Genomic DNA, 24,966 nt, shown 5'->3' with positions numbered 1-24,966 from the left:
TCACAAGAGACAAAAAGACACCTATTTAATATGAACTGAGAGGACTTATATGGTTTAAAAAGTCAAGAATAGGGAACTAAACATCAAGAGTCCTTTTTTTCTGTCTTGTAAAAATACCTACAAGGTCAAAAAAAGACCTTGCAGGAAAGACACAATGCATAAAAATCAGTAACTTAATAATTGAACTCAGGTTATTAACTGAATTACTTTGTTACTCTGCTACTTTAAGATTTTATCCTAAATAGTTCTATAAAAAACAATCCCTGATGCGCTTTCATCAGGGATTGTTTTTAAGTCTAAAAAGTTTATTTAAAATCCAGGATTCCTTTTCCTAATGATTTTACGGAAGCATTTAAATTACCGAGGGTAGTTTCGTTCATTTTTTTTATGTGGATACTGTCCACTACAAAAATTTGTCCCTGATCTTTAAATGGTGCGGTTGGAACAAAAACAACAGCACTGCCGGACGAATCTTCTTCTATAAGGCGGGCGGGCTGCCAATAATCTCCATTTTTAAGCAAAACGGGAATATCAGTACTTGGCTTTTTTACTTTTGTACTTAACTTTTCTTCCGCTTCTTTTTTATTTTTTTCATAGCCCGGAAGGAAGATCATTAACTTATCATCAATCCATTCTGTGAATTTTTTCAAATAAGTCAATCGCATCATGTAACCACTAAAATAAAGCAATACCAATAAAATTACTCCACCCAGAATATCGGTTGCAATCGTTCCGAAAACTTCATCGAGATGTAAAAGTTTTGCAAACTTCTCCCCATATTTCTGAAAAAAGCCCCATACTTTCTGAAGCACAACCCCAAATACCAGTAGTGGCAATAAAACTACAGCACCTGAAACACAGTTTCTTTCTACCTGACGTAAAAATTTTTTCATAATTAATACAATTTTAGATGTACTAAATATAGTAAAAATCTCAAACTTTATTAACGTTTCATTGCAAAACACAATTCTACATCACTGTTAATCAGTCGATAAAGTTATTTACAGCTGATTAACATTCAGCAAGTTTTTCATCTAAAATTCTTGAAGCAATATAGTGTGCTACTCCGTCTTCTGCGTTGGTTTTGATTACTTCTAAGTTGGGTAACGTTTCTTTTAACAATATCGGAGCATTGCCCATAATCAACCCTTTTCCGGTTGCAGACAACATTTGAACATCGTTAAAACCATCTCCAAACGAAACCGCTTCTTGCATTGTAAATCCTTCTTTTTCTAAAACTCTGGCTATTGCAACGGCTTTGTCTACCGATTTATCCATAAATTCCAAACAGGTTGGAAGACTAAAGGCGTGATGCAACTCACTTGAACCGTTTGCCAGGATGGCTTCTTTTAAGGCTACTAATTTTTCGTGATTGTCATGTGCAAAGAATATTTTTATCGCACCAAAATCTTCAAGTGTTTTAAAATCTACCAATTCAGGAAGGTATTTTAATTCGGTTTGAAAACTGTTTAACTTCTCGTTTAATTTATTGGTCTGCCAAACATTTTCTTTGAATAACACCACTGTTATTTCCGGATCAATTTCTACATTTAAAGCCGCTTTTACCACTTCACTATTTAAATCGAAGGCAAAAAGCTCTTCTTTTTCCGGTGAATGTATTCTGGCTCCATTTGAACTTACCAGATAAACCGGAACATCGAGTGTGCTGATAATGGCCATTGCATCGAGATGATGACGCCCTGTAGCTACCACGATAAGATAGTTTTGATTGTGAAGTTCCTGAAAAATGCTTTTAGTGTAATCTGAAATTTTATGCTGAGGATTGAGTAAAGTTCCGTCTAAGTCGGTAACGATAACTTTTATATTCTTAAGTTCTGAGTTCATAGTAAAAATCGCGTATTATTTTGATAGGCAAATTTACAGCTTTAAGCTCAGAAGTACAAAGTTAAAACGGCTCTACAGCCTAAAAACAAACAAGTTTATTATTTATTTAACTATTTCATTAAACAAATCACTTCATTTATTTTTAATCTTTATAATTCCTGTCATATATAACTTTATCGCTTTTTGCACGATTTTTTCAATTCTATCAATGGGCAGGTCTTCATTGGAACTTAACATCATTATTTTCATTCGGGAGCGGCTTTCCTGAATCAAAAACGATTCATCGAAGTGTTTGCCTTCCACAATTCCGATATAAGGTTGTTTGTTTTTCTTGTGTATCCACAGGTAACAGAACATTTTTCCTTTATAACAAAAAAAAGGCATGCCATACTTGAGGACATTTGAAATGTCTTCGTCCTGCTTTAAGATAATTTCTTTTAGCGCTAATAAAACTTCTCTTAGAGGTTCTTCTTGTCTTTCGTAAAAATTATCAACTTCTTTCATTACTCAATTGGTTTTTCTTATTTTTCCGGTTCGGGCGTACACAATACGGAGCGTATCCGAACAATTTGAACCTGCTTTTATTTTATAAGTTAAAGAATCATTTTTAAGATAAAATACCTCCTTCGTAAATTGGGCAAAAGAAACATCATTATCAGCATCACAATTGGGTATTGTAAATTTATCTTCTATTGCATCCGACCCAAAAGGGATACAAAAAACAAATGGAAACACCTTGTAACAAGTATCACTGCTTGTGCTATTTAATTCAAGGGAATCTCCAATTATTTTCCAATTGCCTTTAGAAACTACTCTCCATTGACATCCGGCACTTTTATACGAAAACGAACTGTCTTTATTTATTTTTAACACGGATTCGCTAGGAACAATATATTCTGTCCCATACCAAGTTCCAAGAAATTTATTTACTGGTTTTTGCTTTTTATCACATGAAATAAAAAAAGCAAACAATAAGAAACTGATTATTACAACCCTCATTTTAACTCTGTTACAATTTAGACATTTTATTATAAAAAAAATATTCGTTTTATACATTTCAAAAAAGAAGCAGTATAAAACGAATATTCCCTAAAATTGTAAAACGTGAAAACAATTCACCTTTCACAAAAAACATTTCACAAAATTAATCGTGATTTTCTATTTGTTTATAAGCATCAATTACCTTTTTAACTAATCTGTGGCGTACGATATCTTTATCGTCAAGATAAATGATTCCGATTCCGTCTACGTCTTTCAGAACCAAAATGGCTTCTTTAAGACCTGAAATAGTTCGGCGTGGTAAATCGACTTGTCCCGGATCACCCGTAATCATAAATTTAGCGTTTTTTCCCATACGGGTTAGAAACATTTTCATTTGTGAGTGAGTGGTGTTTTGTGCTTCATCCAGAATTACGAAGGCGTTATCCAGTGTTCGCCCACGCATAAATGCCAGTGGTGCAATCTGAATAATTCCTTTTAAAATATAATCCTCGAGCTTTTCGTTCGGAAGCATATCGCGTAATGCATCGTAAAGCGGTTGCATGTAAGGATCCAGTTTTTCTTTCATATCGCCGGGTAAAAAACCAAGATTTTCTCCTGCTTCTACTGCCGGTCGCGTTAGGATGATCCTTTTTACTTCCTTGTCTTTAAGTGCTTTTACAGCCATAGCTACACCTGTGTACGTTTTTCCTGTTCCGGCTGGTCCTACTGCAAATACCATATCGTTCTTTTTAATGGTATCTACCAGTAATTGCTGGTTAGGCGTCATTGCTTTTATAATCTTACCTCCTACACCATGAACCAGTATTTTATCATGATCGTAGGCTCTTTTTTCATCCTGACCATCACTCATAATTACACGTTCAATTACATTATCATCAATGTTGTTGTATCGGGTAAAATGCAACATTAATCTTTGAAATCTTTTTTCGAATTCATCTAAAACTTCTTTTTCGCCAAATGCTTTCAAAGTCGTTCCTCTAGCTACTATTTTAAGCTTTGGATAGTACTTTTTAATGATTTCCAGATGGCTGTCCTGAGCGCCCCAAAACTCTTTTGGTGCAATGTCTATTAGCTCGATTATTCTTTCGTTCAAATGAGATAGTTTTAAATTAAAATAAAATTTGTTTTTATATCAGTTGCTGTCGGGTGTTTCTTTTTTTTAACGAGTCAGGCTTTCAATGACAGTCACGCTTTTTAATGTGTAAAAAAATACTTCCAAAGAATCATTTACTGTTTACTCCTAATGTACTTTTTTCTACAGACTCAAAACTGAAACTAATTGACTGAGACGATCGTAACGCTTACTTACTTTAAAAATTGTAAATTGTCTTTTCTTTCTTTCAATTTGTATCTAAGTATTCTTAGCTTTGCATTTCTCAAATTTAATGAAAATTAGATTCAAAAACTACCAATAGTTATAAACAAAATGATGTCAATAATTACCCTCACTACCGATTACGGCTTAAAAGACCACTTTGTTGGTTCGATAAAGGGTAAAATATTATCTGAGGCTCCGGAGACTACAATTATTGATATTTCACATGACATTGATCCCTTCAACACTGCCGAAGCCAGTTACGTTGTTGGTGCTTCTTATTTAAGTTTTCCAAAAGGAACTGTACACTTAATTGGTGTCGATATTGAACGCAATAAAGAGAACGTGCATATCGCCATGCAATGGAATGATCATTACTTCATTTGCGCTGATAACGGGATCTTAAGTATGCTGACGCAGAAAATTGTGCCACAAAAAATTGTCGCAATCAACATTCATGATCGCTTTCCGCCTGAGTCTACCGATATGGACATCTTCATAAAAGTTGCCTGCCATATTGCAAAAGGAGGTTTACTGAATGTAATTGGTAAAGAAATAGCAGCCGTTAAAGAAGTCACCGAACTTCAGGCTGTAGTAGCAAACGACGGTAATTCTATAAAAGGATATGTCATTTATATTGATCATTTCGGTAACGTGGTAACCAATATCTCCAAACAGCAATTTAAAGAGGTGGCAAAAGGTCGCTCGTATGAGATCGTGATGAAACCTAAAAGCATCAAAACCATTCTGCCAAACTATTCAGCCATAGCAAGCTCAGACAAATACCCCATTAAAACGTATGAGGGCGAAAAACTGGCCATTTTTAATGAAGCCGGTTATCTGGAAATCGCAATTTTCAGAAGCAATCCTTCCAAAGTAGGCTCTGCAAATAGTCTTTTAGGATTGAACTACAGAGATGTGATCACGATAAAGTTTAATTAAGATTTTAGACTTTAGACTTTAGATTTTAGATTGTAGATTGTTGACTTTAGCAGAAAAAAAATCTGCACAATCTGCAGAATCTGCGTGAAAAATTTTCTTAACTTAATGACATTGAGCTAAAGCAGGAGGCTATTCAAAATGATACTTTTAGAATAATTAAATTTTTACTAAAAAAGAACAATCAATTTTGGTATTTTTGCGCGCGTATTGCAGATTTTCGGTTTAAAATCTAAAATCAGCACTCTAAAATCTAAAATAATAAAAAAAGATGTTTGTTCGAATAGTAAAAATGAGTTTTCATGAAGACAAGATCCCTGATTTTCTGGAAAATTTTGAAAGCATAAAAGACAAAATACGAAATGCGCCCGGAAATCGTTTTTTAGAATTGTATCAGGATAAAAACGATAAATGCATCTTTTTCACCTACAGTTATTGGGAAACCGAAGAAGACCTAGAAAATTACCGACAATCAGCGCTTTTTGACTCCGTTTGGAGTTTCACAAAAAAACTATTTAACGCAAAACCCGAAGCCTGGAGTGTGGATAAGCTGGTGAGTCTGGACTAGTTTGAAGTTTCAGGTTTGAAGTTTCAGGTTTGAAGTTTCAAGTTTCAGGTTTCAAGTTTCAAGTTGACGCACAGAACGTGAAACCTGAAACTTGAAACTTGAAACAAAATTTAAAAAAAACACGAATACAACGTTATATATGAAATCAATCATTTTACGAGAAATAAAATCCTTTTTTGGTTCTCCTATTGGCTATTTGGTCATTGCTATTTTCTTAATTAGCAACGGGCTCTTTTTATGGGTATTTGAAGGAGATTACAATATTCTCAATACCGGTTATGCCGATCTGACTCCGTTTTTTACTTTAGCACCGTGGATTTTGATTTTCCTGATTCCGGCGGTTACCATGCGCAGTTTTTCGGATGAGAAAAAACAAGGCACTTTAGAATTGCTTTTAACTAAACCTTTATCGATTTGGGAAATTGTAAACGGAAAGTTTTTAGGTTCCCTACTCCTGATCGTTTTGGCTATAATTCCAACCTTTATTTACGTTGAAGTCATTTCATCTTTGGGTGCTCCGGAAGGAAATATCGATATGGGAAGCACGATTGGTTCTTACTTCGGATTGTTGTTTTTAATCGCTTCTTATTCCGCCATCGGAATCTTCACCTCTACCCTGTCCGAAAATCAGATTGTTGCTTTTATTATTTCGGTTTTTCTGTGTTTTATCTTTTACTTTGGTTTTGAAGGTTTATCCACCTTAATTCCGGGTTCTTTTCCTATTATTTCAGCATTGGGTATGCAGGATCATTTTAAAAGTATGAGCCGTGGTGTAATCGACACGCGTGATGTGATTTATTTCCTGAGCGTTACGGTTCTATTTCTGTCTTTTACCGTTTATAAATTAAAATCTTTGAAAGCCTAATGAAAGCATTCACTCAACAAAATATCAAAACATTAGGGATTACTGTTTTCATTTTAATTGTTTTAAATGTACTTGGTAGTCTGTATTTCCACCGATTTGATTTAACCAAAGACAAACGATATACGCTATCTGAAACTTCCTTAAACATCGTAAAACAAGTTCAGAATCCGCTATCGATTAAGATTTATATGCAGGGCGATCTTCCTGCAGATTTCAGACGCTTACAGCAGGAAACCAAACAATTGTTAGAAGAATTTCAAGCTTATAACAACCATATTGTTTTTGAATTTGTGGATCCGTTGGAAAACAAAGACGAAAGCATGGATCTGATAAAATCTCTTTATCAAAAAGGTCTTACGCCAATAAACATCACCGTTGACGACAAAGGAAAACAATCTCGAGCAATGGTTTTTCCTTGGGCAGTTGCGGTTTACAACAATAAAGAAGTCAATATTCCTTTGTTGAAAAACAGAATGGGGGCTTCAACGGAGCAAAAAGTGATGGGATCTATTCAACATTTAGAATATTCGATTGCGGACGCTATCAATAAAATCACCAAAGACAAACAAAAGAAAGTTGCTATTATTAAAGGAAATGGCGAGATCAATGAAATTCATATTGCGAAAATGCTCATGCAGATCCGCGAGAGTTACTATATCGGTCCTTTTACATTAGATTCTGTGTCTAAAAGTCCAACTGGGACTTTAGAGGCCTTAAAAAAATACGATTTAGCCATTATATCGAAACCAACCGAAACTTTTTCTGATGAAGAGAAGCAGGTTCTGGATCAATTTATTATGAATGGTGGAAAAACGCTTTGGTTGATCGATCAGGTTGCAGCAGACATGGACAGTCTGTACAATCAATCGGGTGCTACTCTGGCGTATCCGAGAGATTTAAATCTAAACGATATGTTCTTCAAATACGGATTCAGAATCAACCCTGATTTAGTAAAGGACGAATACGGTACTCCGATAAAATTAGCTACGGGTGAACAAGGAAGTGCTACCCAATATCAGGAATTTAAATGGAAATATGCCCCTGAAGTTTATCCGACAAGTTCACATCCGATCGTAAAAAACTTAGGCGGTATTAAATTTGATTTTGCCAGTCCGATTGATACTTTGAAAAACGGAATCAAAAAAACGGTCTTATTACAATCCTCTCAATATTCAAAAATAATCGGGACTCCGGCTGAGATTAATTTGGATATTGTAAACGAAAAAACGACTCCTCAGGAATATGTTGATAAAGGTGATTTACCACTTTCTGTTTTATTGGAAGGCTCTTTCCATTCGGCATTTGAAAACCGTGTTTTACCCTTTAAAGAAGGTTCTTTTTTAGCCAAAGGAAAACCGACTAAAATGATTGTGATTTCTGATGGCGATTTAGCCAAAAATCAATTAGATAAAAACAGGATGCCTGTAGAATTGGGATACGATCAGCGTACGGGAAAACTGTACGACAACAAAGATTTTATGATGAATTGCATCAATTATTTGTTGGATGACACCGGACTTATTAACATTAGAAGTAAAGATCTTGATCTGCCTTTACTCGATAAAGATAAAGTTAGCGACAATTACAGTCGTACACAATTCATAACTATCGGGCTTCCAATTCTTATTTTATTGATTTTCGGACTTGCATTTACTTACATCCGTAAAAGAAAATACAGCAAATAGATGTTAATAAAAAAATTGTACTACTTTAGATAGTTTACGATATATTTGTAATCCGTATATTTAGCCTTTATTAGCTAAAATACACCTCAAAAAATAAAATATAACAGATGAAATTTATAGTATCGAGTTCGTACTTATTAAAACAATTACAAGTTTTAGGTAGTGTAATCAACAGTAACAATACGTTGCCTATTTTAGACAACTTTTTATTTGAACTAGACAATAACGAATTGACCGTTTCAGCTTCGGATCTTGAAACTACAATGTCGGCTACTTTATCTATCGATTCTACAAGTAAAGGTAGTGTGGCTGTGCCTGCTAAGCTTTTGCTTGAAATTTTAAAAACGTTTCCGGAACAACCTTTAACTTTTACTGTTGAAGATAACAATACAGTAGAAATTAGTTCAAATTCAGGAAAATATGCTTTAGCATACGCTTCAGGAGACGAATTTCCAAAAGCAGTAAGTCTAGAAGAACCATCCGTAACTTTAGTTCCTGCAGAAGTTTTGGCAACTGCGGTAAGTAAAACTATTTTTGCAGCCGGTAATGATGATTTACGTCCGGTAATGTCGGGGGTTTTCTTTCAATTCTCACCGGAAGGTTTAATCTTTGTCGCTACTGATGCGCACAAATTAGTAAAATATGCCCGTACAGATGTAAAAGCATCTCAGGTGGCGGATTTTATTATGCCAAAGAAACCTTTAAACATCTTAAAGAGTATCTTAGGTTCTTCTGATGCAGAAGTAAAAATCGAATACAACGATTCAAATGCGACTTTCTCATTTGACAACTATATCTTAATGTGTCGTTTGATTGATGGAAAATACCCTAATTACGAAGCGGTAATTCCAAAAGAAAATCCAAACAAATTGATGATCGATCGTTCTTTATTTTTAAGTTCTGTTCGTCGTGTGGCTATTTTCTCAAACAAAACTACGCACCAAATTCGTTTAAAAATCGCAGGAGCTGAATTGAATGTTTCTGCAGAGGATATTGATTACTCAAACAAAGCAGAAGAGAGATTGACTTGTGATTATCAAGGTGATGACTTACAAATTGGTTTTAACTCTCGTTTCTTAACAGAAATGTTAACCAACTTACAATCCGATATGATTATGTTGGAGATGTCATTACCAAACAGAGCCGGTATTCTAACTCCTGTTGATGGTTTAGAAGAAGGAGAAACCGTTACCATGTTGGTAATGCCTGTAATGTTAAATAGTTAACATCAAAACCTGATTTTGTTACAGGGGTGTTTTTTAGTTTCAAATTAAAGATATATCATTGTAAAAAAAAAATATCGCTATTAACCAACCATTTTTTATACCTAGAAACCGCAATTCCGATAAAGAGTTGCGGTTTTTTATTTGGGGGAGTGTTTGGGGGGGTGCTTTTGTTTCAGGTTTCATGTTTCATGTTTCAGGTTTCATGTTTCAGGTTTAAACTATGACTGAGACTTTTTTGGTTTCAATGTTTTAAAATCTCGCAAAGACGCAAAATCGCAAAGTCTTAATGATAAAGTAGAAAAAACTTAGCGGCTTGGCGTCTTTGCGAGATCATCAATTGGTCATCATTGCACTTCTCGTAATTACCCCCAAAGAAAACCTGAAACTTGAAACCTGAAACATTTAATACGTTCAGACAAAAAAACAAACACGAATTACACAAATTTCCACAAATTAATTCACGCAATTGGTAAAAAAAACAATTAGTGGAAATTGGTGCAATTCGTGACAAAATTTACCGCTACATAACTTTTGGACTTGATCCTACTCATTGCCCCCTCACATCTAGGTCAAAAACCTGAAACCTGAAACCTGAAACTTAAAACTTGAAACCTTAATACGTTCAGGCAAAAAAAAAGACCCCCTTACCAACTATAAGAGGGCCTTTTTTAATTCTATCTGAGCTTACTTTGCTCCGGGAGGGCAGTTTTTTTCTATATACCTCACAAAAGTATCCATTAAGTGTTTAGTAGTTCCTTCTCCTTCATCGATGTCGTGCGAACGGTTCGGGTAAATCATTAAATCAAACATTTTATCGTATTTGATCAATTCGTTTATTAAAACCTCAGCGTTTTTGTAATGCACATTGTCATCACCTGTTCCGTGAATGTACAATAAATTTCCTTTTAGATTCTTAGCGTACGTTACAGGAGATGCTTTTTTATAGGTTGCTTCATTACCCTCAGGAAGTCCCATGTAGCGCTCTGTATAAATATTATCATAAAAGCGCTGGTCTACAACTGCCGAAATTGCAATACCCGTTTTGTAAATTTCCGGATATTGAAATATCAGATTTAAGGTTACAGCTCCACCACCACTCCAACCGTGAATCGCTACTCTGTCGGCATCAATAAAATTCCACTTTATAACTTCTTTTGCTGCCATTGCCTGATCGTGGGTATTGATGATTCCGATGTTTTTATAAATAGACTTTCTCCATTGGGTCCCTTTCATGACAGGAGTTCCTCTATTGTCCATCGCTATACCGATATATCCTTTTGGAATTAATGGCGCTATAAGCGAATAAAAATACGGTGTATCGTTGGCAACCGCTCCCATTGGCTCTCCATAAACATAGAAAAACACAGGGTATTTTTTTGAAGGGTCAAAATCCAGTGGTTTTGCCATTATACCATCCATTTCTATTCCATCAACGGTGGTTACTTTGAATTTTTCTAACGAATAGTTCCTTCTTGGAGCTTGAAAAGTGTCGGCTTCTTTTGGCAGTATTTTTTTATGTCCCGACAAGGCTACTAATCGTATATTATAGTCTCTATTTATGCTTGAATTGAGATGTCTTGCATACATCGCATCTGTAGAAAAACGGTACTTATTTGTTCCGTCAAATGCATCCGGAGTAACTCTTTTTGTCTTTTTTGAATTTAGATTCGTTTCATACAAATAGCGCTGTGTGGCATCTGTCGGACTTGACTCATAATAGATCGTTTTTGTTTTATCATTATAAGCCATAAAATAGGCATCAAAATTAGCCGTTGTGATAAGCTCTTTTTTCTTGCCATCCATACTAATTTTATAGATATGCATCCAGCCGTCTGCATCAGAACTCCATAAAAAGGCTTTTCCATTATCAACAAAATGACAAGGAAAACCATCGTATACACCCGAAGAAACATCAAAAACATCAATCCATCCTGCTGCTTCTTCTTGGTAAACCACCTTTGCTGTACCTGATTTTGTATCACAGTTGTAAATAGTAGCCTGATTTTGATTGCGGTTTAACTGCACTACCATTACCGATTGGTTGGTAAGCCATTGCATACGAGCCAAATAATTATTATCCGGTTCACCGGGAATATTTAACCAATTGGTTTGTAATGAGGTAATATCAATAGTCCCGATTTTAACAGAAGAAGGTCGCTCTCCTGCTTTTGGGTATTCTACAGGAACTACCACCGGATATAACGAATCGGTATTATTAATCATCAAATGAAATTTGGTCGCCGATGCATCCACGCGCCAAAAAGCAATACTTTTGCCATCAGGGCTCCATCTGAAACCGTCTCTTGCCGATAATTCTTCTTCATACACCCAATCAAATGTTCCGTTGATAATTTTATCGGTTCCATCGGTTGTCAGTGGCGTTACTTTTTCAGTTTGTAGATTTTCAAGATAAATATTGTGTTTTGAAACGTAGGCTACATTTTCATTATCAGGCGAAAATTTAGCAAACATCAAAGACGACTCCTCCAGATTTTTACCCAGCTTTCTTCCTTTTCCTGTGGCCAGATCAAAAAACCAATAATCACCTCTTGTATTGGCTCTCCATACCTTTTTTGAATTGGTATACAGCAATACTTTCGTTTTTGCAGCATTCCACACTATACCTTCAATTTCTCCGCTAAAACCCGATTCAGACAACTGTTTCTGAGTTAAGATAGTAGTGTGTTTGTCTAATTGATCAACATCATAAATTTTCAGGTTATTGTTTTCGTTTACCCAAAACGAATGGGAATCGGGCAACCAATTCAGATCATTTATATCAATATCGCTCTGAGCAAAAGCAGATGTGCAGATAAAGAATACAAGAATCAAGTACTTTTTCATATTATTGTTTGTTATTTTTTATTAAACCTTCGATGTCTGCGATTTCAATTGGTAATGCTTCGCTCAAATTAATATTTCCGTTTTCAGTTAACAGATAGTCATTTTCTAAACGACAGCCAATTCCTTCTTCCGGTATGTAAATTCCGGGTTCACAAGTCAGTACCATTCCTTTTTCAAAAGGTCTCGAGTACAAGCCTACATCATGCACATCCAAACCAAGGTGGTGTGCAGTACCGTGCATGAAATATTTTTTATAAGCGGGGTTGTCGGGATTCTGATTTGCAATTTCATCCTGTGTTATCAAACCCAGTTTAAGCAATTCTGCCTCGATTAATTTTGCCATTTCGAGCTCATAATCCTTAGACAATATTCCGGGTTTCAAAAGTTTCGATCCTTCTTTCAAACAATGCAAAACCGCTTCATAAACTGCTTTTTGCCTTGGACTGAAAACGCCATTTACGGGAACACAGCGCGTGGTATCTGAATTGTAATTGGCATAACAAACTCCAAAATCAACCAAAACCATTTCACCTTCACCACAAACCTGATCGTTTGTATTGTAATGAAGCGAACAGGCATTTTTACCGGAAGCAACAATAGGTTTAAATGCCGATCGTGTTCCTCCGTTTTTTACAGAGGCGTAGGCCAATTCAGCTTCTAATTCGTATTCTTTTATATTAGGTTGAATAGCATTTAAAATTCCATGAAATCCTTTGACACTTATGGCAATCGCTTTTTTAATCAGATCAATTTCTTCATCGGATTTTATTGGTCGCAAATCACGGGTAATTTTTGCAGCACGTTCGTAATGATGCAATGGATATTTTTCTTTGCACCATTGAATCATTCGATCTTGTCTGGTTTGCATCCCGGCAGTAATTCTTTTGATATGCTCGTTGTGTCCTAAATAAAAGGTATCAGCTTCAAAAGCAAAAAGTTGCAAGGTTTTTTCAAATTCTGCAATCCATTTTACATTTTTGATGCCTGAAATAGTGGTGGCCTCTGCTTTTGTTAAAAAATTACCATCCCAAAGCACGGTGTTCTCGTTGCTTTCTTTCACAAACAAAACAGCCCGATTCTCTTCTTTGAAAGCATCGGGAAAAAGAACCAATATTGTTTCATCCTGTTCAATTCCGGACAAGTAAAACAAATCATTGTTTTGTGCAAAACCCATTACATCGTCTGCATTGTTGGGCATCACGTCATTTGAAGTCAGAATAGCCAAACTATTCTTTTGCATTTTATCAGTAAACCTTTTTCGATTCTTTTCGAATAAGGAAACTGGAATTGAGTCGTATCTCATATTTTAAATTTGAAACATCTTAGTATCTACCGAAGTCGTTTTACCGGCTATAATTTCGGTTACAATTTTTCCTGTTGCCGGTGCCAGACTTAATCCCATCATGGCATGTCCGGTAGCTAGTGTCAAATTTACAATTTTTTTATCTTTTGTAATGATCGGCATTCCGGATGGTGTGCAAGGGCGGAATCCAAACCAGGTCTCTTCTGCTTTTGGCATTTCGATCTGCATGTCGGGATAAAAATCGTTGATACTAGTTACAATTCCGCGTAATCGGTTTTCATTTATTTTAGTATCTCCCGTATGTGTAATTTCCATAGTTCCACCAAAACGAATATCGTTATTCATAGGAGTTACAGCCACTTTTCCTTCGCATAAAATCGATGGAATACTTGGTTTTTGACTTCTGTCTTTCAATGTAAAACTATATCCTTTTCCGGGTAAAATTGAGATCCCAATATTTAACTTTTTAGCCAACGAAGGACTCCACGATCCTGCCGCCAATACCACTTCATCTACTGCAAAAGTACCTTTACTTGTTCCTATTTTAGCGATCTTATTTCCTTCAAAAACAAAATCTTTAACGGTCGTATGTTGGTGTACTTCTACTTTTAAACGAACTAGTTCCTCTTTAATAAACTTCATGAATTTCTGCGGATACAAATGTGCATCACTTTTGTAATGAACGCCACCAATTACATCTGTTTTAGTTCCGGTTTCTAAAGCTTCTACCTCTCTTCTCGAAAGGTAATTGACCTCCAGCCCCAAACGCTCGGCTTCTTTGCCTTCGTGGTACATTTCTTCTTCTACTTTATCAGTTCTATAAAGCATCAAAAGTCCTTTTTCTTCGTAAAAAAAAGAATTGTTTTCTTTTGCGAAATCCTGATACAACTCTTTACTTAACAGAGACAGATCTCGTAAAGCGGGCATGGCTCTTTCTACATGACTTTTATTCGCGTGTTTATAAAACTGTAAACCCCATTTCAATAAATCGGTATTTAAACGTGGTTTTACATAAAATGGACTCTGACTGTCAAACATCCATTTCATACCCTGTGCGATCATACCGGGTTGCGCCAGAGGGATAATATGAGAAGGCACAATCATTCCCGCGTTTCCGTACGAGCAACCGTCTTCCATCGCTGATTCATCAAAAACAGCTACTTCGTAACCTTCTTTAGCAAGATAATAAGCGGAACACAGACCGATAATTCCACCACCAACAATACCTACTTTTTTCATACATTTTATATTAATTAAAAGTGCATTGACCAAATTCGTTCTTTTAGCAATACCACTTTATTTTATCTTATTCTTAAATCACTTGAAATCCGAATGCGTAAGGATCGTCGCTTTCATCAATAATGATATTGTTATAACCGTATACTTTTGCCCAGCCCTGAATACTTGGAACAATCGCAGGAATGTCTCCAATAGCTGTTTCTTCAACTACTTTTCCAATAAATTTGCTTCCGATATAACTTTCGTGAATGAACTCTTCGCCTACTTTCAGTTTTCCTTTCGCATGCAATTGCGCCATTCTCGCTGAAGTTCCGGTACCACAAGGAGAGCGATCTATGGCTTTGTCTCCATAAAAAACAGCATTCCTTCCTGATGAACTGGAATCAATTGGCTGTCCCGTCCACAACATATGGGTTACATCTCTAATGGTATTGTTTTCGGGGTGAATAAAATAATGCGGGTATTCTTCGTTTATCCTATTGCGCAATTCCTGACTGTACTGAATAATTTTACTTGCGGTGAAATCCTGAACACCCGAAAAATTCTCCTGTGGGTCTACAATCGCGTAATAATTTCCGCCATAGGCCACATCAAAAACAAGCTCGCCCAGTTCGGGACAATTAATAGTTAATCCCTCAGCAGCAAGATACGATTTGACGTTGGTTAGACGTACCCAATCTACTTTAGCTCCTGTTTGCTGGTATTCGATTTGTACTAAACCGGCCGGTGCTTCCATTCTGATCTTACCTGGAACTTTTGGGATCACCAAACCTTCTTCGATTGCAATGGTGATGGTTCCGATAGTTCCATGTCCACACATAGGCAAACAACCTGATGTTTCTATAAATAAGATTCCGAAATCATTGGCGGGATCACTTGGCGGGTACAAAATACTACCGCTCATCATGTCATGACCACGGGGTTCAAACATAAGTCCTTTGCGAATCCAGTCAAATTCTTTTAAGAAATGTTGGCGTTTTTCGCTCATGGATTGTCCCACTAAATTTGGTCCTCCACCGGCAACCACTCTCACGGGATTCCCGCAGGTATGTGCATCTACACAAAAAAAAGTTTTCTTTAGCATTAGTTATAAGGTAATAGTAACCGGTTAGTTTTTATTTAACACATAGAGACATAGATTTTCTTTAACATTAATGAAGAATACAAAAAAGAAATACATATCCTTCACATAGATTTCTATATGATTTACGAATAAGTGAAACCCCTCTTTTTAAGCTTTTAAAGCTATGTCTCTATGTGTTAGAAAATCACTCGCAACTGCTGTCAACCTGTTGTTTCTATCCAAACGAATTCTATTTAATACATAGAAACATCAATTTTCTTAAAAAAAGATTAAGATTCTATTTTTTGCCACAGATTAAAAGGATTAATATTATTAGATAATCTGTGCGAATCTTTTTAATCTGTGGCAAAAACAATTTGTGAAATTCGTGGCAAAAAAATCAGGTTGCAATTGGTTATCTTCTATGTGTTAAAAAATTAGTCACAACCGGCTAGTGTTAGTTTATTATTTACTGTTCGTGAAATTTGCAGCGGGTTATTGTTTTGCAACTCGGCTGGCAACAAATCGTCCGGCCAGTTCTGATAACTCAAAGGACGCACCCATCTGTAAACAGCATGTGTTCCTACTGCCGTAAACCTCGAATCTGAAGAGGCTGGATACGGTCCGCCGTGTAACATAGACGCGCATACTTCAACTCCTGTTGGAACTCCATTAAAAATCAAACGTCCAACGCGATTTTGCAAGGCAAAAATTACAGCTTGGTGTTTTTGTAATTCCTTCTCCTCACTGATGATTGTTCCGGTTAACTGTCCATCTAATTTATTAATTATTTGGATCAACTGTACCTCATCCTCACATTCCACTAGAATCGAAAAAGGTCCAAAGACCTCATGACTTAATGATTCATTTTTTAAGAACTCTTCTCCGCTTACTTTCAAAATAGTCTGACGACCGTAATTGGGTAATACTTCTCCTTTAAACTGAGCGACTTTAGAAACTCCTTTTTGGCTTTCCTTTTCTGCAATTCCTTTTTCAAAATCAGCTTGCATTGTGGAGTGCAACATACACAAAGGCTCTATTTTTTCGATGGCTGTTGTTAATTCGGTCTCAAAATCATTTAATTCAGCTCCTTTAACTGCCAGTAATAAACCGGGATTGGTACAAAACTGACCCGCTCCTAAAGTAATAGAACCCGCATAAGCAGCTGCCCATTTCTGACTGTTTACTTTCAAAGCTTCAGGTAATAATACAACAGGATTAACACTTCCCATTTCGGCAAAAACCGGAATTGGTTCGGGACGTTGTGCTGCCAAATCGCACAAAGCACGACCACCGCTAATACTACCTGTAAACCCAACTCCTTTTACTAGTGGATGTTTTACCAAACTGGTACCTAATGTTCTTCCTCCTCCTACCAGATTTGAAAAAACACCTTCGGGCATATTTGTTTTTTGTGCTGCTTTAATAATGGCCGAAGCAACCATTTCACCGGTTCCAATATGCATCGAATGGCTTTTTACAATCACCGGACAACCCGAAGCTAAAGCCGAAGCGGTATCTCCTCCTGCGGTTGAAAATGCAAAAGGAAAGTTACTGGAGCCAAAAACTACAATTGGTCCTAATGGTACCAACATCTTGCGCAAATCTTCTTTTGGAGCCGGTTGTCGGTCCGGTATTGCAGTGTCTATTGTAGCCTGAACCCAGCTTCCCTCGGTAAGCATAACAGCAAACGAACGCAATTGTCCGATCATCCTGCCTCGTTCTCCCTCTGCTCTTCCCCTTGGAAAACCGGATTCGCTACAATATTGAACCAACAATTCGTCCCCTAACGCTAAAATTTCATCTGCTATAGCATTTAAAAACTGTGCTTTTTCTAAGCCGGAACATTTTTTATAACTGGTAAATGCCTGATTGGCTAAAGCAACAGCCTCTTCAATTTCTTCAGTAGTTGCTTCTGTAAAAACCCAAGGATTTTCGATATTCAATTGCGGATTAAACGTTTTTACGGTTTTTGTTCCCCCAGCTTTGAGTTGACTTCCTATATAATTTTTTCCTGTAATCATGTTTGTTGGTATTATAAATAAATATTATGCCTACTTAAAAGAATATAACCTATAAAATCGATTCTAATGATTGTATTGTTGTTAGGCTATATTCCTGAAAATCTTTTTTTTTAACACATAGAGACATAGTTTTCTTTCCCTTAAAAGGCGTTTCACTTTGTTTAAAATCACATAAGCTACGCGTCAAATTATGATTTGCCATATACTCTTCCTGCTTTTTTTCTATGTTCCTATGTGTTAAAAATAATTACTCGTTGAGCAACATCCCTATAAGTTTTTATAATCCGGTAGTGTTGGTCTGGTACGCAATCCCTCGGCTATAATACCTAAAACTTTTTCTCTTTCTGAACCCTGAAGCGGTAATCTTGGGGCACGAACGTGCTCGCTGCCTATTCCTGTAGCCACTTCTGCCAGTTTGATGTTTTGCACTAAAAAAGAATTAATGTCTAATTCTAATAAAGGTAAAAACCATCTGTAAATTTTTAAAGCCTCATCAATTCTTCCTGCTTTAGCCAGGTTAAAAATCGCGACAGTTTCTGCCGGAAAGGCACAAACCAAACCTGATACCCATCCGTCAGACCCCATCAATATACTTTCTAATGCCAGTGTATCAACACCTGATAAGATTTTTAAACGATCTCCAAAACGATTAATCAGTCGCGTCACATTTGAGATATCTCTTGTAGATTCTTTTACAGCCTGAATGTTATCATATTTTAATAATTCTTCAAACATGTCTAAGGTCACTTCGATTTTATAATCGACAGGATTGTTATAGACCATAATCGGAAGGGAAGTATTTTTGGCTACTTCAGAAAAGTAAACTACCGTTTCGTGATCAGAAGCTTTGTAGCGCATTGGAGGCAACATCATCAAACCTTTTGCTCCATCTTGCTCCGCTTTATTGGCTGCCAAAATTGCTCCTCTTGTAGTTTGTTCTGCAATATTCATAATCACAGGTACTTTACCATTAGTAAGTGCAACAGTATGTTTGACCAACTCTCTTTTCTCGTCTTCCAAAAGTGTACTGGCTTCCCCCAATGTTCCACCTAAAATAATTCCTGATACACCGGCCTCTAATTGTGCCTTCATATTAACTTCAAACATATTGAAGTCTAACTTATCATCTGCAGTAAATTTTGTAGTTACTGCCGGCATAACGCCGTTCCATTGAATACTCATACTATTGATTTTTTATTATAGACCAAAATTATCTAGAAACAACAGAGCATTCAGGCAAATAATTACCTCAAAACAATACTATATTACCCTGTATAGTCAATAAACATAAAAAACTGATCACTATATCATCATTTTTTTGTTAAAATGCAATATATTTGATTATAACTAACCAACCAAACCATGAAAGTTTTTCCATTTAAGATCCCTAAATCTGGAGAAGAACCCCTTATCTATCAAGAAGATATAGAAATCTCTTTTTACGACAAATTACACCAACATGAAGAAATTCAGATCAGCTTTATCGAAAAAGGAGAAGGAGCCATTTTTGCCGGAGACACCATTTCACAATATCGCGAAGGCGATGTATTAGTGATTGGCAGTAATTTACCTCACGTTTTTAGAAGCGACGTTCAGGAAAACGAAACTTCTATTATGCGAACCTTATTTTTTACTTTTAATTCTTTTGGAAAGGATTTTTTTGAATTGCCTACCTTCAAAAACATTCATCCGATCTTAGAAAGCAGCAAAAATGGATTCATCATTCACAATGCTCCCAAAAAAGTCACTAAATATTTTAAGAAGCTCAAAAAAGCGGACAGCTATTCTCGTTTTATACTGTTTCTGGATATTGTAAAATGGCTTTCGGTCTCAGAGAACAACTCGCTCTCTAATTACTTGTATCATAAAAAAATAACGGATAATGAAGGCAAGAGAATGCAAACCGTTTTTGAATATGTAATGACCAATTTTCAAAAAAACATTACTCTTGACGAAATTGCCTCGATAGCGAGTATGACTAAAAATGCGTTTTGCCGGTATTTTAAAGTCCGGACCAACAAATCTTTTTTTCAGTTTCTCATCGAAGTCCGGATTGAGCGGGCGGCAAAACTATTATCGAGTAGCGGAGAGCTCTCTGTATTAGAAATTGCAGAGTTATGTGGCTTTAATAACATCTCTAATTTCAACCGAAAATTCAAAGAATTAAAGCAACTTTCGCCTTTGCAATACCGAAAACTTAATTTGTAAAAAGATAAATTTTACGCTTTCTATAATAGTCTCTCCGTTTCACTCTAAATGAAACTGAGAGACTTTAGTATAAAATCTATAACTCTCCAAAATATAAATAGCCTCCAGCTTCAGCTGGAGGATTACAAGTAGTTCAGGATTTTATGGCTTTAGCCGAATTATACCCCCGGATCTTTCGACTAATCCCAATGATTCACCTCTCAATCATTTACCTCCAGCTGAAGCCCAATGTCATTCAGTGAAGATATTTTTTCACGCAGATTCTGCGGATCCGGCGGATTTTTTTTATTTTAATCCGCTAAAATCTGCGTGAGACTTTTTTTTACAATCCTTAACTGAATGACATTGAGCAGAAGCAGGTGGTAATCAATCTTTTTGTGTTTTCGTCAAATAGGACCAACTAATTATTAAATAACAACTAGAATTAATTAGATTTTCTTTAATTATTTTAGTACGATATGGTATTACTTGCCATTGGCTCAAACGCTATTGTTTTATTTTTACTGGCACTGCTCCATATAGTAGAGAAGAACCTGCTACTTCAGTAATATTAACTTCTAATTCATCTGATGTAGTGACCTTACTAACATTGACATCAAGCATTGAACTACTTTTTATGTTGACATCTATTGTGCCATTAGAATTTACTGGCACTAAAGCGTAATTCGTATTTAAAAGCGGTTTCTTATCTTCAGATTTTAAACTTCCTCCATAAGCTTTTGGAATAAAGTCAATACTTTTAAGCGTAAGAATGCTTAGACAAATCGCAATAACGGTCAAAATAAACTTGGTGTAAAAATCTGATTTCATAATGGTGGGTTTTATGTTATACTACTTATAGATCAAAATTAGGTTTTTAAACTTAAAAGCAAAGTTCCTTGCAGGCTAATGAAATCAATCACTTTTCTAAGTTCTTTAAATCATCAACCGAATAAAATTTAAGGTTATTTTCTATTGCAAACGCACAGAGCTGTTTCAGTAATCCGATCGGAGTTTCTAACCTATCGTTTACTTTGTCTACTGTTTTATGTCCGTAGAAAATGACAATTTTATTGTGCTTTTTTGCGTAAAGTAAAAGGCTTTTGTAATATTCCAGATTAAACTGTTCGTAGTCTTCGTCTATTCCTAAACCGTAGATCACACGTTTGTTCTCATAATAACAATACTGAGCTTCCGGTCTAAGTTCACCGTAAGTTGTTCCCCTTATAAAATCAAAATATTTGAGTAGCCTTTTATCCAGCTGACTGTTTCTGGCTCCGTCGGGATAGGCAAAAGACTTTATATCAAATCCATCTTTGCGCATGATTTCTTTTAGCGGAAGGATTTCGTTTTTTATATATGCGTCGAGTCCATATTGTGCGGCATATTTAACGGCATTCTCATGATTGTAACCATGTCCGGCTATATCATGTCCCATATTCTGAAGATAATGCAGCTTTTCTTTTTGTTCCGGTGTAAAGGCACTGTACTTACAGATAAAAAAAGTAGCTTTCCAATTGTAGGGACGCAGTTCTTTTTCGGCATTATACCAGGTATCTACATAATCGTCATCAAAAGTTAATACAATCCCCGGTTGGTTAGGCAGTTTCTTTTTTGGTGCAGCGGGAATGTCACCTTTGACATCAAAATCCACAAAGAGAATTACTACAAGAGCGATAAATAACAACAGTACTACTAGTTGGGATCGTTTCATTTTGGCTACAGTTATACTCTCAAATATACTCATTAATTTAAAAGAATAACCTTGTTAATCCATTTGTATGAAAATCTTGTCGCCAAATGATAAATACATCATTCCAAAATCAGTGTTGTATTAAACTCATGGACATTTTGTATTATAGCATTCTTATAGGAATCATTTTTTTCTGTGAAATTGAAACTGTGCCAACATCAGAAGGCTGTATGGGAAGCAATATAATCACTTGCTAAAATTAATTAAAGCCACTACCAAGCCTCTCTAATTTTTGAATCGCTCCATAACACTAATTTTCCGGTTTCTTGCAATCGGCAAAACAGTGTCCTTTACGGAGAGTTTGAAACCATCAATATGTGTTATGTATTTTGCATTCACAATATAACAGCGATGAATCTGTAAAAAGTCAGCATTGGGAAGCTGATCCATAATGCCTTTTAAGGTTTGATGAATGATGATTTTTTTACTGTTCTCTGTATATATTTCAATATAATTCTGCATACTCTTGATATACATTATTTGCCTTGGATGCACTTTTACAGTCGTCCCGTTTTCTTTAAAAAACAAAGGTTTCGAAATCAACTCCTGCTGATACATTAAATCGTACAGCTTTTTGGCTTTAAAAACCGCGGCTTTAAAGTCTTCAAAAAAGATCGGCTTTAACAAATAGTCTACAGCATTTACCTTATAGCCTTTGAGGGCATACTCCGAATAGGCCGTTGTGAAAACAATCATTGAAGGTTTGTCTGCAATTCGTTTTGCAAATTCCAGTCCGTTAAGCAATGGCATTTCTATATCCAGAAAGATCAGGTCAATGGTTTCTGTTTTTAGTTTTTCGAGAGCCAGATGCGCATTAGAAAACACCCCTTCATTACTTAGAAAATCAATCTCTTTTATAAAAGAATCCAGACCTTCTCTGGCAATTCTTTCGTCGTCAATTACGATACATTTCATGCGTTGGTCAAGTTTAATTTAAGGCTTACACTATAAGAGTCTGCTTCAGAAACAAACTCTAAATCATAATTATCTTTATAGGAAAGTTCTAATCTTTTCTTAGCATAAGTCAACCCTACTCCCGCCTTCTTGCGATTTAACACTTCTGAATCGAATGAATTTTTTATCTTCAAAAACAATTGATTTTCCTCTTTTAGAAAAACATGCAGTTCTATGTAGTTCTTTTTTTCGCTGAAAGAAGAAACGTGCTTGAACGCATTTTCTACAAACGTCGATAACAGAAAAGGAATTACCAAAAGTGTATTTTCGGGTATGTCCCATTGACAGGAAATCTCAAGATCTTCCCCCGAGCGGCCTTTTTCTAACTCAAAATAATGTTTTAGAAAAGTAATCTCGCTGTCTAATCTGATCCATTTATTCTGAGATTCGTAGACGTAATAGCGCAATATTTTACTGTAGGCCGACAACAATTCTAAGGCTTCATCCTGATCCTTACGAATCAAAAACTGAAGATTATTGAGTATGTTAAAGGTGAAATGCGGGCTAAGTTGGGTTCTTAAATGATCGATTTCCATTTCCAGCACACTATTTCTTAGTTCCTGATGTCTTTTCTCTGCGACGACATTCTTTCGAAACATTTCGATAGAATAACACATACCCGAAACTAAGATACTGGCCATAAACGTTCCAAAAAACATGGAAATCATATCGTTTTTCGTATAAACAGCTTCAGGCATCATAAAGCGAATTATTAAATAACATTCTATTGTAATAAAAAAGGCCGTGATGGAACTAATAAAAAGTACCGAAAACACGAATTTTCCCGTATCATGTGTTTCCATATATTTTCTTATAAATACATTCAGAAAACATACATGCAAACGCAGGGTCAGCACATTAAAACCTGTAGTTAAAAAAGCACACGGAAAACTAAATTTTGGAATACCCGAAAGCATTAACTGCAAAAAAATAACAAGGAATAAAAAGATCCAAAAAAGAAGGCTGATTCTTTTGATTGTAAACATACTGATAAAGTTTGATTGTAAATTTAATGCATTTTCTATCATATCAAGAACCACTGGTCAACAAATGCAAGCCATTGGTCAAAACCAAAAAAAAACTTTTAACTCTTGGAATAGTTTTGCCCTGTCAAATAAAAAAATTAAATCATGAGAACATCTTCCTTACTTACTTTGTTAGTTTTACTAATGGGAATCACGCAGGCTAAAGCGCAAATATCTATTCAAACCGAATATATTGGGGAATCACGCTACGGCGATGAAGAGAATAACAATATTGGAAACGGTAAAGGATCCGCAATCGTTTATCAGGCCACTGCCAATATTCCGATTTCAATGAAAACGAACAAAGACAATCTTCCTGTTGTTTGGGGCGTATCCCTAGCGGGTGCTTACGCTTCTTTAGACAATAAAAATTTTACCGAAGAACTTGTTGTATCTGATATTGTGAATGCATCCTTTTCGTTGTATAATATGCGTCCGATTAGCAAAAAATGGAGTCTCCTGACAGCAGTTGGAGCGGGCGTATTTACGGATCAGACTCAAATCTCTAAAATGGGCGCCAGAAATATTCTTGGAAACGCGGGTGTCATTTTTATCAAAAAAATCAATTCTAAATTAGATCTGGGCGGTGGACTTGCTTTCAACAATTCATTTGGATTCCCTATGGTATTCCCGGCTTTATATCTTAGCTATAATTCTCCCGGGAGATACGTCTTTAACGTTTCACTTTTAGATGGTGTACGAGCGTCAGCAGGATATCAACTGACAGACTACTTTACACTAAGTATTGTTGGATTGATGAATGGTCAAATGGCACTTACTCAAAGAGCAGGAAAAGAGGTCATCTTTACCCATCAATATATGGTCGGAGGATTAAGACCGGAGTTTAAGATTAACAAACACATTACGATCCCTATTACAGTGGGAATTAGCGGTGCACGTCCTGCCTATTATGCGGAGAAATCTTTAAAAAGTATGTTTAGTACTAAGGATAAATTTCAGTTTAAATCTGCACCTTATGCTGCTGTACAAGTCAATTATAATTTTTAATTGCTTTTATAAAGCGTTCAAATCTATGAATCAAATTCAAAAGTTGTGGAGGGAGTAAAAATCTCGCAGAGTCGCAAAATCGCAAAGTTTTAATGAGAAAGGGGAAAGCTTAAAAATAAGA

22 protein-coding genes are annotated in these 24,966 nt (G+C 35.9%); 7 read left to right on the top strand and 15 right to left on the bottom strand.

Going from position 1 to position 24,966, the window contains the following annotated elements; genetic code table 11:
- Positions 1 to 305: 305 nt before the first annotated feature.
- The 5 genes from LNP23_RS15125 to LNP23_RS15105 all read right to left on the bottom strand — a co-directional run bounded on the left by LNP23_RS15125 (position 306) and on the right by LNP23_RS15105 (position 3,940).
- Positions 306 to 893 carry a hypothetical protein gene (locus LNP23_RS15125; protein ID WP_230001831.1) on the bottom strand — a complete coding sequence of 196 codons (588 nt, stop codon included), beginning with the start codon at positions 891 to 893 and terminating at the stop codon, positions 306 to 308.
- A 118-nt stretch (positions 894 to 1,011) separates the two neighbouring features.
- The gene (locus LNP23_RS15120; RefSeq protein WP_230001830.1) at positions 1,012 to 1,845 is read right to left on the bottom strand and encodes a Cof-type HAD-IIB family hydrolase; all 834 of its coding nucleotides are present in this window, start codon (positions 1,843 to 1,845) and stop codon (positions 1,012 to 1,014) included.
- A 132-nt stretch (positions 1,846 to 1,977) separates the two neighbouring features.
- Positions 1,978 to 2,349 (bottom strand): DUF1801 domain-containing protein, encoded by a 372-nt coding sequence (locus LNP23_RS15115; protein WP_230001829.1) that lies wholly within the window; start codon positions 2,347 to 2,349, stop codon positions 1,978 to 1,980.
- A 3-nt stretch (positions 2,350 to 2,352) separates the two neighbouring features.
- A complete protein-coding gene (locus LNP23_RS15110; RefSeq protein WP_230001828.1) occupies positions 2,353 to 2,844 on the bottom strand; it encodes a hypothetical protein in 492 nt (163 codons plus the stop codon).
- A gap of 145 nt (positions 2,845 to 2,989) precedes the next feature.
- Entirely contained in the window at positions 2,990 to 3,940 is a 951-nt protein-coding gene (locus LNP23_RS15105) for a PhoH family protein (RefSeq protein WP_047776553.1), read from the bottom strand.
- 336 nt (positions 3,941 to 4,276) lie between these two features.
- Between LNP23_RS15105 and LNP23_RS15100 the strand changes: the two genes are divergently transcribed.
- The 5 genes from LNP23_RS15100 (at position 4,277) to dnaN (ending at position 9,445) form a co-directional block, all read left to right on the top strand.
- On the top strand, positions 4,277 to 5,104 hold the full coding sequence (locus LNP23_RS15100) for an SAM hydrolase/SAM-dependent halogenase family protein (RefSeq protein ID WP_230005163.1): 828 nt from the start codon (positions 4,277 to 4,279) through the stop codon (positions 5,102 to 5,104).
- A gap of 268 nt (positions 5,105 to 5,372) precedes the next feature.
- Entirely contained in the window at positions 5,373 to 5,669 is a 297-nt protein-coding gene (locus LNP23_RS15095) for a putative quinol monooxygenase (protein ID WP_230001827.1), read from the top strand.
- A 139-nt stretch (positions 5,670 to 5,808) separates the two neighbouring features.
- Positions 5,809 to 6,534 (top strand): gliding motility-associated ABC transporter permease subunit GldF, encoded by a 726-nt coding sequence (gene gldF / locus LNP23_RS15090; protein WP_230001826.1) that lies wholly within the window; start codon positions 5,809 to 5,811, stop codon positions 6,532 to 6,534.
- Positions 6,534 to 8,219 carry a gliding motility-associated ABC transporter substrate-binding protein GldG gene (gene gldG, locus LNP23_RS15085; protein WP_230001825.1) on the top strand — a complete coding sequence of 562 codons (1,686 nt, stop codon included), beginning with the start codon at positions 6,534 to 6,536 and terminating at the stop codon, positions 8,217 to 8,219. The genes gldF and gldG overlap by 1 nt, the downstream gene beginning before the upstream one ends.
- 107 nt (positions 8,220 to 8,326) lie before the next feature.
- Positions 8,327 to 9,445 (top strand): DNA polymerase III subunit beta, encoded by a 1,119-nt coding sequence (gene dnaN, locus LNP23_RS15080; RefSeq protein ID WP_047776545.1) that lies wholly within the window; start codon positions 8,327 to 8,329, stop codon positions 9,443 to 9,445.
- 684 nt (positions 9,446 to 10,129) lie between these two features.
- Here dnaN and LNP23_RS15075 read toward each other — a convergent pair.
- The 6 genes from LNP23_RS15075 to LNP23_RS15050 form a co-directional block, all read right to left on the bottom strand.
- Positions 10,130 to 12,289 carry a S9 family peptidase gene (locus LNP23_RS15075; protein WP_230001824.1) on the bottom strand — a complete coding sequence of 720 codons (2,160 nt, stop codon included), beginning with the start codon at positions 12,287 to 12,289 and terminating at the stop codon, positions 10,130 to 10,132.
- A 1-nt stretch (position 12,290) separates the two neighbouring features.
- Positions 12,291 to 13,592 carry an aminopeptidase P family protein gene (locus LNP23_RS15070; protein WP_230001823.1) on the bottom strand — a complete coding sequence of 434 codons (1,302 nt, stop codon included), beginning with the start codon at positions 13,590 to 13,592 and terminating at the stop codon, positions 12,291 to 12,293.
- A 3-nt stretch (positions 13,593 to 13,595) separates the two neighbouring features.
- A complete protein-coding gene (locus LNP23_RS15065; protein ID WP_230001822.1) occupies positions 13,596 to 14,831 on the bottom strand; it encodes an NAD(P)/FAD-dependent oxidoreductase in 1,236 nt (411 codons plus the stop codon).
- A gap of 73 nt (positions 14,832 to 14,904) precedes the next feature.
- On the bottom strand, positions 14,905 to 15,915 hold the full coding sequence (locus tag LNP23_RS15060; protein WP_230001821.1) for a 4-hydroxyproline epimerase: 1,011 nt from the start codon (positions 15,913 to 15,915) through the stop codon (positions 14,905 to 14,907).
- A gap of 416 nt (positions 15,916 to 16,331) precedes the next feature.
- The gene (locus LNP23_RS15055; RefSeq protein ID WP_230001820.1) at positions 16,332 to 17,918 is read right to left on the bottom strand and encodes an aldehyde dehydrogenase (NADP(+)); all 1,587 of its coding nucleotides are present in this window, start codon (positions 17,916 to 17,918) and stop codon (positions 16,332 to 16,334) included.
- Positions 17,919 to 18,185: 267 nt separating this feature from the next.
- A complete protein-coding gene (locus LNP23_RS15050; protein WP_047776536.1) occupies positions 18,186 to 19,100 on the bottom strand; it encodes a dihydrodipicolinate synthase family protein in 915 nt (304 codons plus the stop codon).
- A gap of 180 nt (positions 19,101 to 19,280) precedes the next feature.
- Between LNP23_RS15050 and LNP23_RS15045 the strand changes: the two genes are divergently transcribed.
- Complete coding sequence (locus tag LNP23_RS15045; protein ID WP_047776535.1) at positions 19,281 to 20,126, top strand: AraC family transcriptional regulator; 846 nt, start codon at positions 19,281 to 19,283, stop codon at positions 20,124 to 20,126.
- 486 nt (positions 20,127 to 20,612) lie between these two features.
- On the opposite strand, the gene LNP23_RS15040 is transcribed toward LNP23_RS15045, so the two are convergent.
- The 4 genes from LNP23_RS15040 to LNP23_RS15025 form a co-directional block, all read right to left on the bottom strand.
- Positions 20,613 to 20,936, bottom strand: coding sequence for a hypothetical protein (locus LNP23_RS15040; RefSeq protein WP_047776533.1), 324 nt, complete (start codon positions 20,934 to 20,936; stop codon positions 20,613 to 20,615).
- An 88-nt stretch (positions 20,937 to 21,024) separates the two neighbouring features.
- Entirely contained in the window at positions 21,025 to 21,852 is an 828-nt protein-coding gene (locus LNP23_RS15035) for a polysaccharide deacetylase family protein (RefSeq protein ID WP_230001819.1), read from the bottom strand.
- A 231-nt stretch (positions 21,853 to 22,083) separates the two neighbouring features.
- Complete coding sequence (locus tag LNP23_RS15030) at positions 22,084 to 22,773, bottom strand: LytR/AlgR family response regulator transcription factor (protein ID WP_230001818.1); 690 nt, start codon at positions 22,771 to 22,773, stop codon at positions 22,084 to 22,086.
- Positions 22,770 to 23,615, bottom strand: coding sequence for a sensor histidine kinase (locus tag LNP23_RS15025; RefSeq protein ID WP_230001817.1), 846 nt, complete (start codon positions 23,613 to 23,615; stop codon positions 22,770 to 22,772). The genes LNP23_RS15030 and LNP23_RS15025 overlap by 4 nt, the downstream gene beginning before the upstream one ends.
- Positions 23,616 to 23,942: 327 nt before the next feature.
- Here LNP23_RS15025 and LNP23_RS15020 point away from each other — a divergent pair, with 327 nt between their 5' ends.
- On the top strand, positions 23,943 to 24,845 hold the full coding sequence (locus tag LNP23_RS15020; protein ID WP_047776528.1) for a DUF6268 family outer membrane beta-barrel protein: 903 nt from the start codon (positions 23,943 to 23,945) through the stop codon (positions 24,843 to 24,845).
- Positions 24,846 to 24,966: the final 121 nt, after the last annotated feature.

This window comes from Flavobacterium cupriresistens (genome assembly GCF_020911925.1).
Taxonomy (GTDB): Bacteria; Bacteroidota; Bacteroidia; order Flavobacteriales; family Flavobacteriaceae; genus Flavobacterium; species Flavobacterium cupriresistens.
The sequence above is the reverse complement of the archived record's forward strand: the minus strand, read 5'-3'. Positions and strand labels throughout refer to the sequence as shown.

What these genes read in the sequence shown, in the direction of transcription:
- LNP23_RS15125 (WP_230001831.1), bottom strand. Translation starts at nt 893, where the DNA reads ATGAAAAAATTTTTACGTCAGGTAGAAAGAAACTGTGTTTCAGGTGCT.
- LNP23_RS15120 (WP_230001830.1), bottom strand. Translation starts at nt 1,845, where the DNA reads ATGAACTCAGAACTTAAGAATATAAAAGTTATCGTTACCGACTTAGAC.
- LNP23_RS15115 (WP_230001829.1), bottom strand. Translation starts at nt 2,349, where the DNA reads ATGAAAGAAGTTGATAATTTTTACGAAAGACAAGAAGAACCTCTAAGA.
- LNP23_RS15110 (WP_230001828.1), bottom strand. Translation starts at nt 2,844, where the DNA reads ATGAGGGTTGTAATAATCAGTTTCTTATTGTTTGCTTTTTTTATTTCA.
- LNP23_RS15100 (WP_230005163.1), top strand. Translation starts at nt 4,277, where the DNA reads ATGTCAATAATTACCCTCACTACCGATTACGGCTTAAAAGACCACTTT.
- LNP23_RS15095 (WP_230001827.1), top strand. Translation starts at nt 5,373, where the DNA reads ATGTTTGTTCGAATAGTAAAAATGAGTTTTCATGAAGACAAGATCCCT.
- gldF (WP_230001826.1), top strand. Translation starts at nt 5,809, where the DNA reads ATGAAATCAATCATTTTACGAGAAATAAAATCCTTTTTTGGTTCTCCT.
- gldG (WP_230001825.1), top strand. Translation starts at nt 6,534, where the DNA reads ATGAAAGCATTCACTCAACAAAATATCAAAACATTAGGGATTACTGTT.
- dnaN (WP_047776545.1), top strand. Translation starts at nt 8,327, where the DNA reads ATGAAATTTATAGTATCGAGTTCGTACTTATTAAAACAATTACAAGTT.
- LNP23_RS15075 (WP_230001824.1), bottom strand. Translation starts at nt 12,289, where the DNA reads ATGAAAAAGTACTTGATTCTTGTATTCTTTATCTGCACATCTGCTTTT.
- LNP23_RS15070 (WP_230001823.1), bottom strand. Translation starts at nt 13,592, where the DNA reads ATGAGATACGACTCAATTCCAGTTTCCTTATTCGAAAAGAATCGAAAA.
- LNP23_RS15065 (WP_230001822.1), bottom strand. Translation starts at nt 14,831, where the DNA reads ATGAAAAAAGTAGGTATTGTTGGTGGTGGAATTATCGGTCTGTGTTCC.
- LNP23_RS15060 (WP_230001821.1), bottom strand. Translation starts at nt 15,915, where the DNA reads ATGCTAAAGAAAACTTTTTTTTGTGTAGATGCACATACCTGCGGGAAT.
- LNP23_RS15055 (WP_230001820.1), bottom strand. Translation starts at nt 17,918, where the DNA reads ATGATTACAGGAAAAAATTATATAGGAAGTCAACTCAAAGCTGGGGGA.
- LNP23_RS15050 (WP_047776536.1), bottom strand. Translation starts at nt 19,100, where the DNA reads ATGAGTATTCAATGGAACGGCGTTATGCCGGCAGTAACTACAAAATTT.
- LNP23_RS15045 (WP_047776535.1), top strand. Translation starts at nt 19,281, where the DNA reads ATGAAAGTTTTTCCATTTAAGATCCCTAAATCTGGAGAAGAACCCCTT.
- LNP23_RS15040 (WP_047776533.1), bottom strand. Translation starts at nt 20,936, where the DNA reads ATGAAATCAGATTTTTACACCAAGTTTATTTTGACCGTTATTGCGATT.
- LNP23_RS15035 (WP_230001819.1), bottom strand. Translation starts at nt 21,852, where the DNA reads ATGAGTATATTTGAGAGTATAACTGTAGCCAAAATGAAACGATCCCAA.
- LNP23_RS15030 (WP_230001818.1), bottom strand. Translation starts at nt 22,773, where the DNA reads ATGAAATGTATCGTAATTGACGACGAAAGAATTGCCAGAGAAGGTCTG.
- LNP23_RS15025 (WP_230001817.1), bottom strand. Translation starts at nt 23,615, where the DNA reads ATGGAAACACATGATACGGGAAAATTCGTGTTTTCGGTACTTTTTATT.
- LNP23_RS15020 (WP_047776528.1), top strand. Translation starts at nt 23,943, where the DNA reads ATGAGAACATCTTCCTTACTTACTTTGTTAGTTTTACTAATGGGAATC.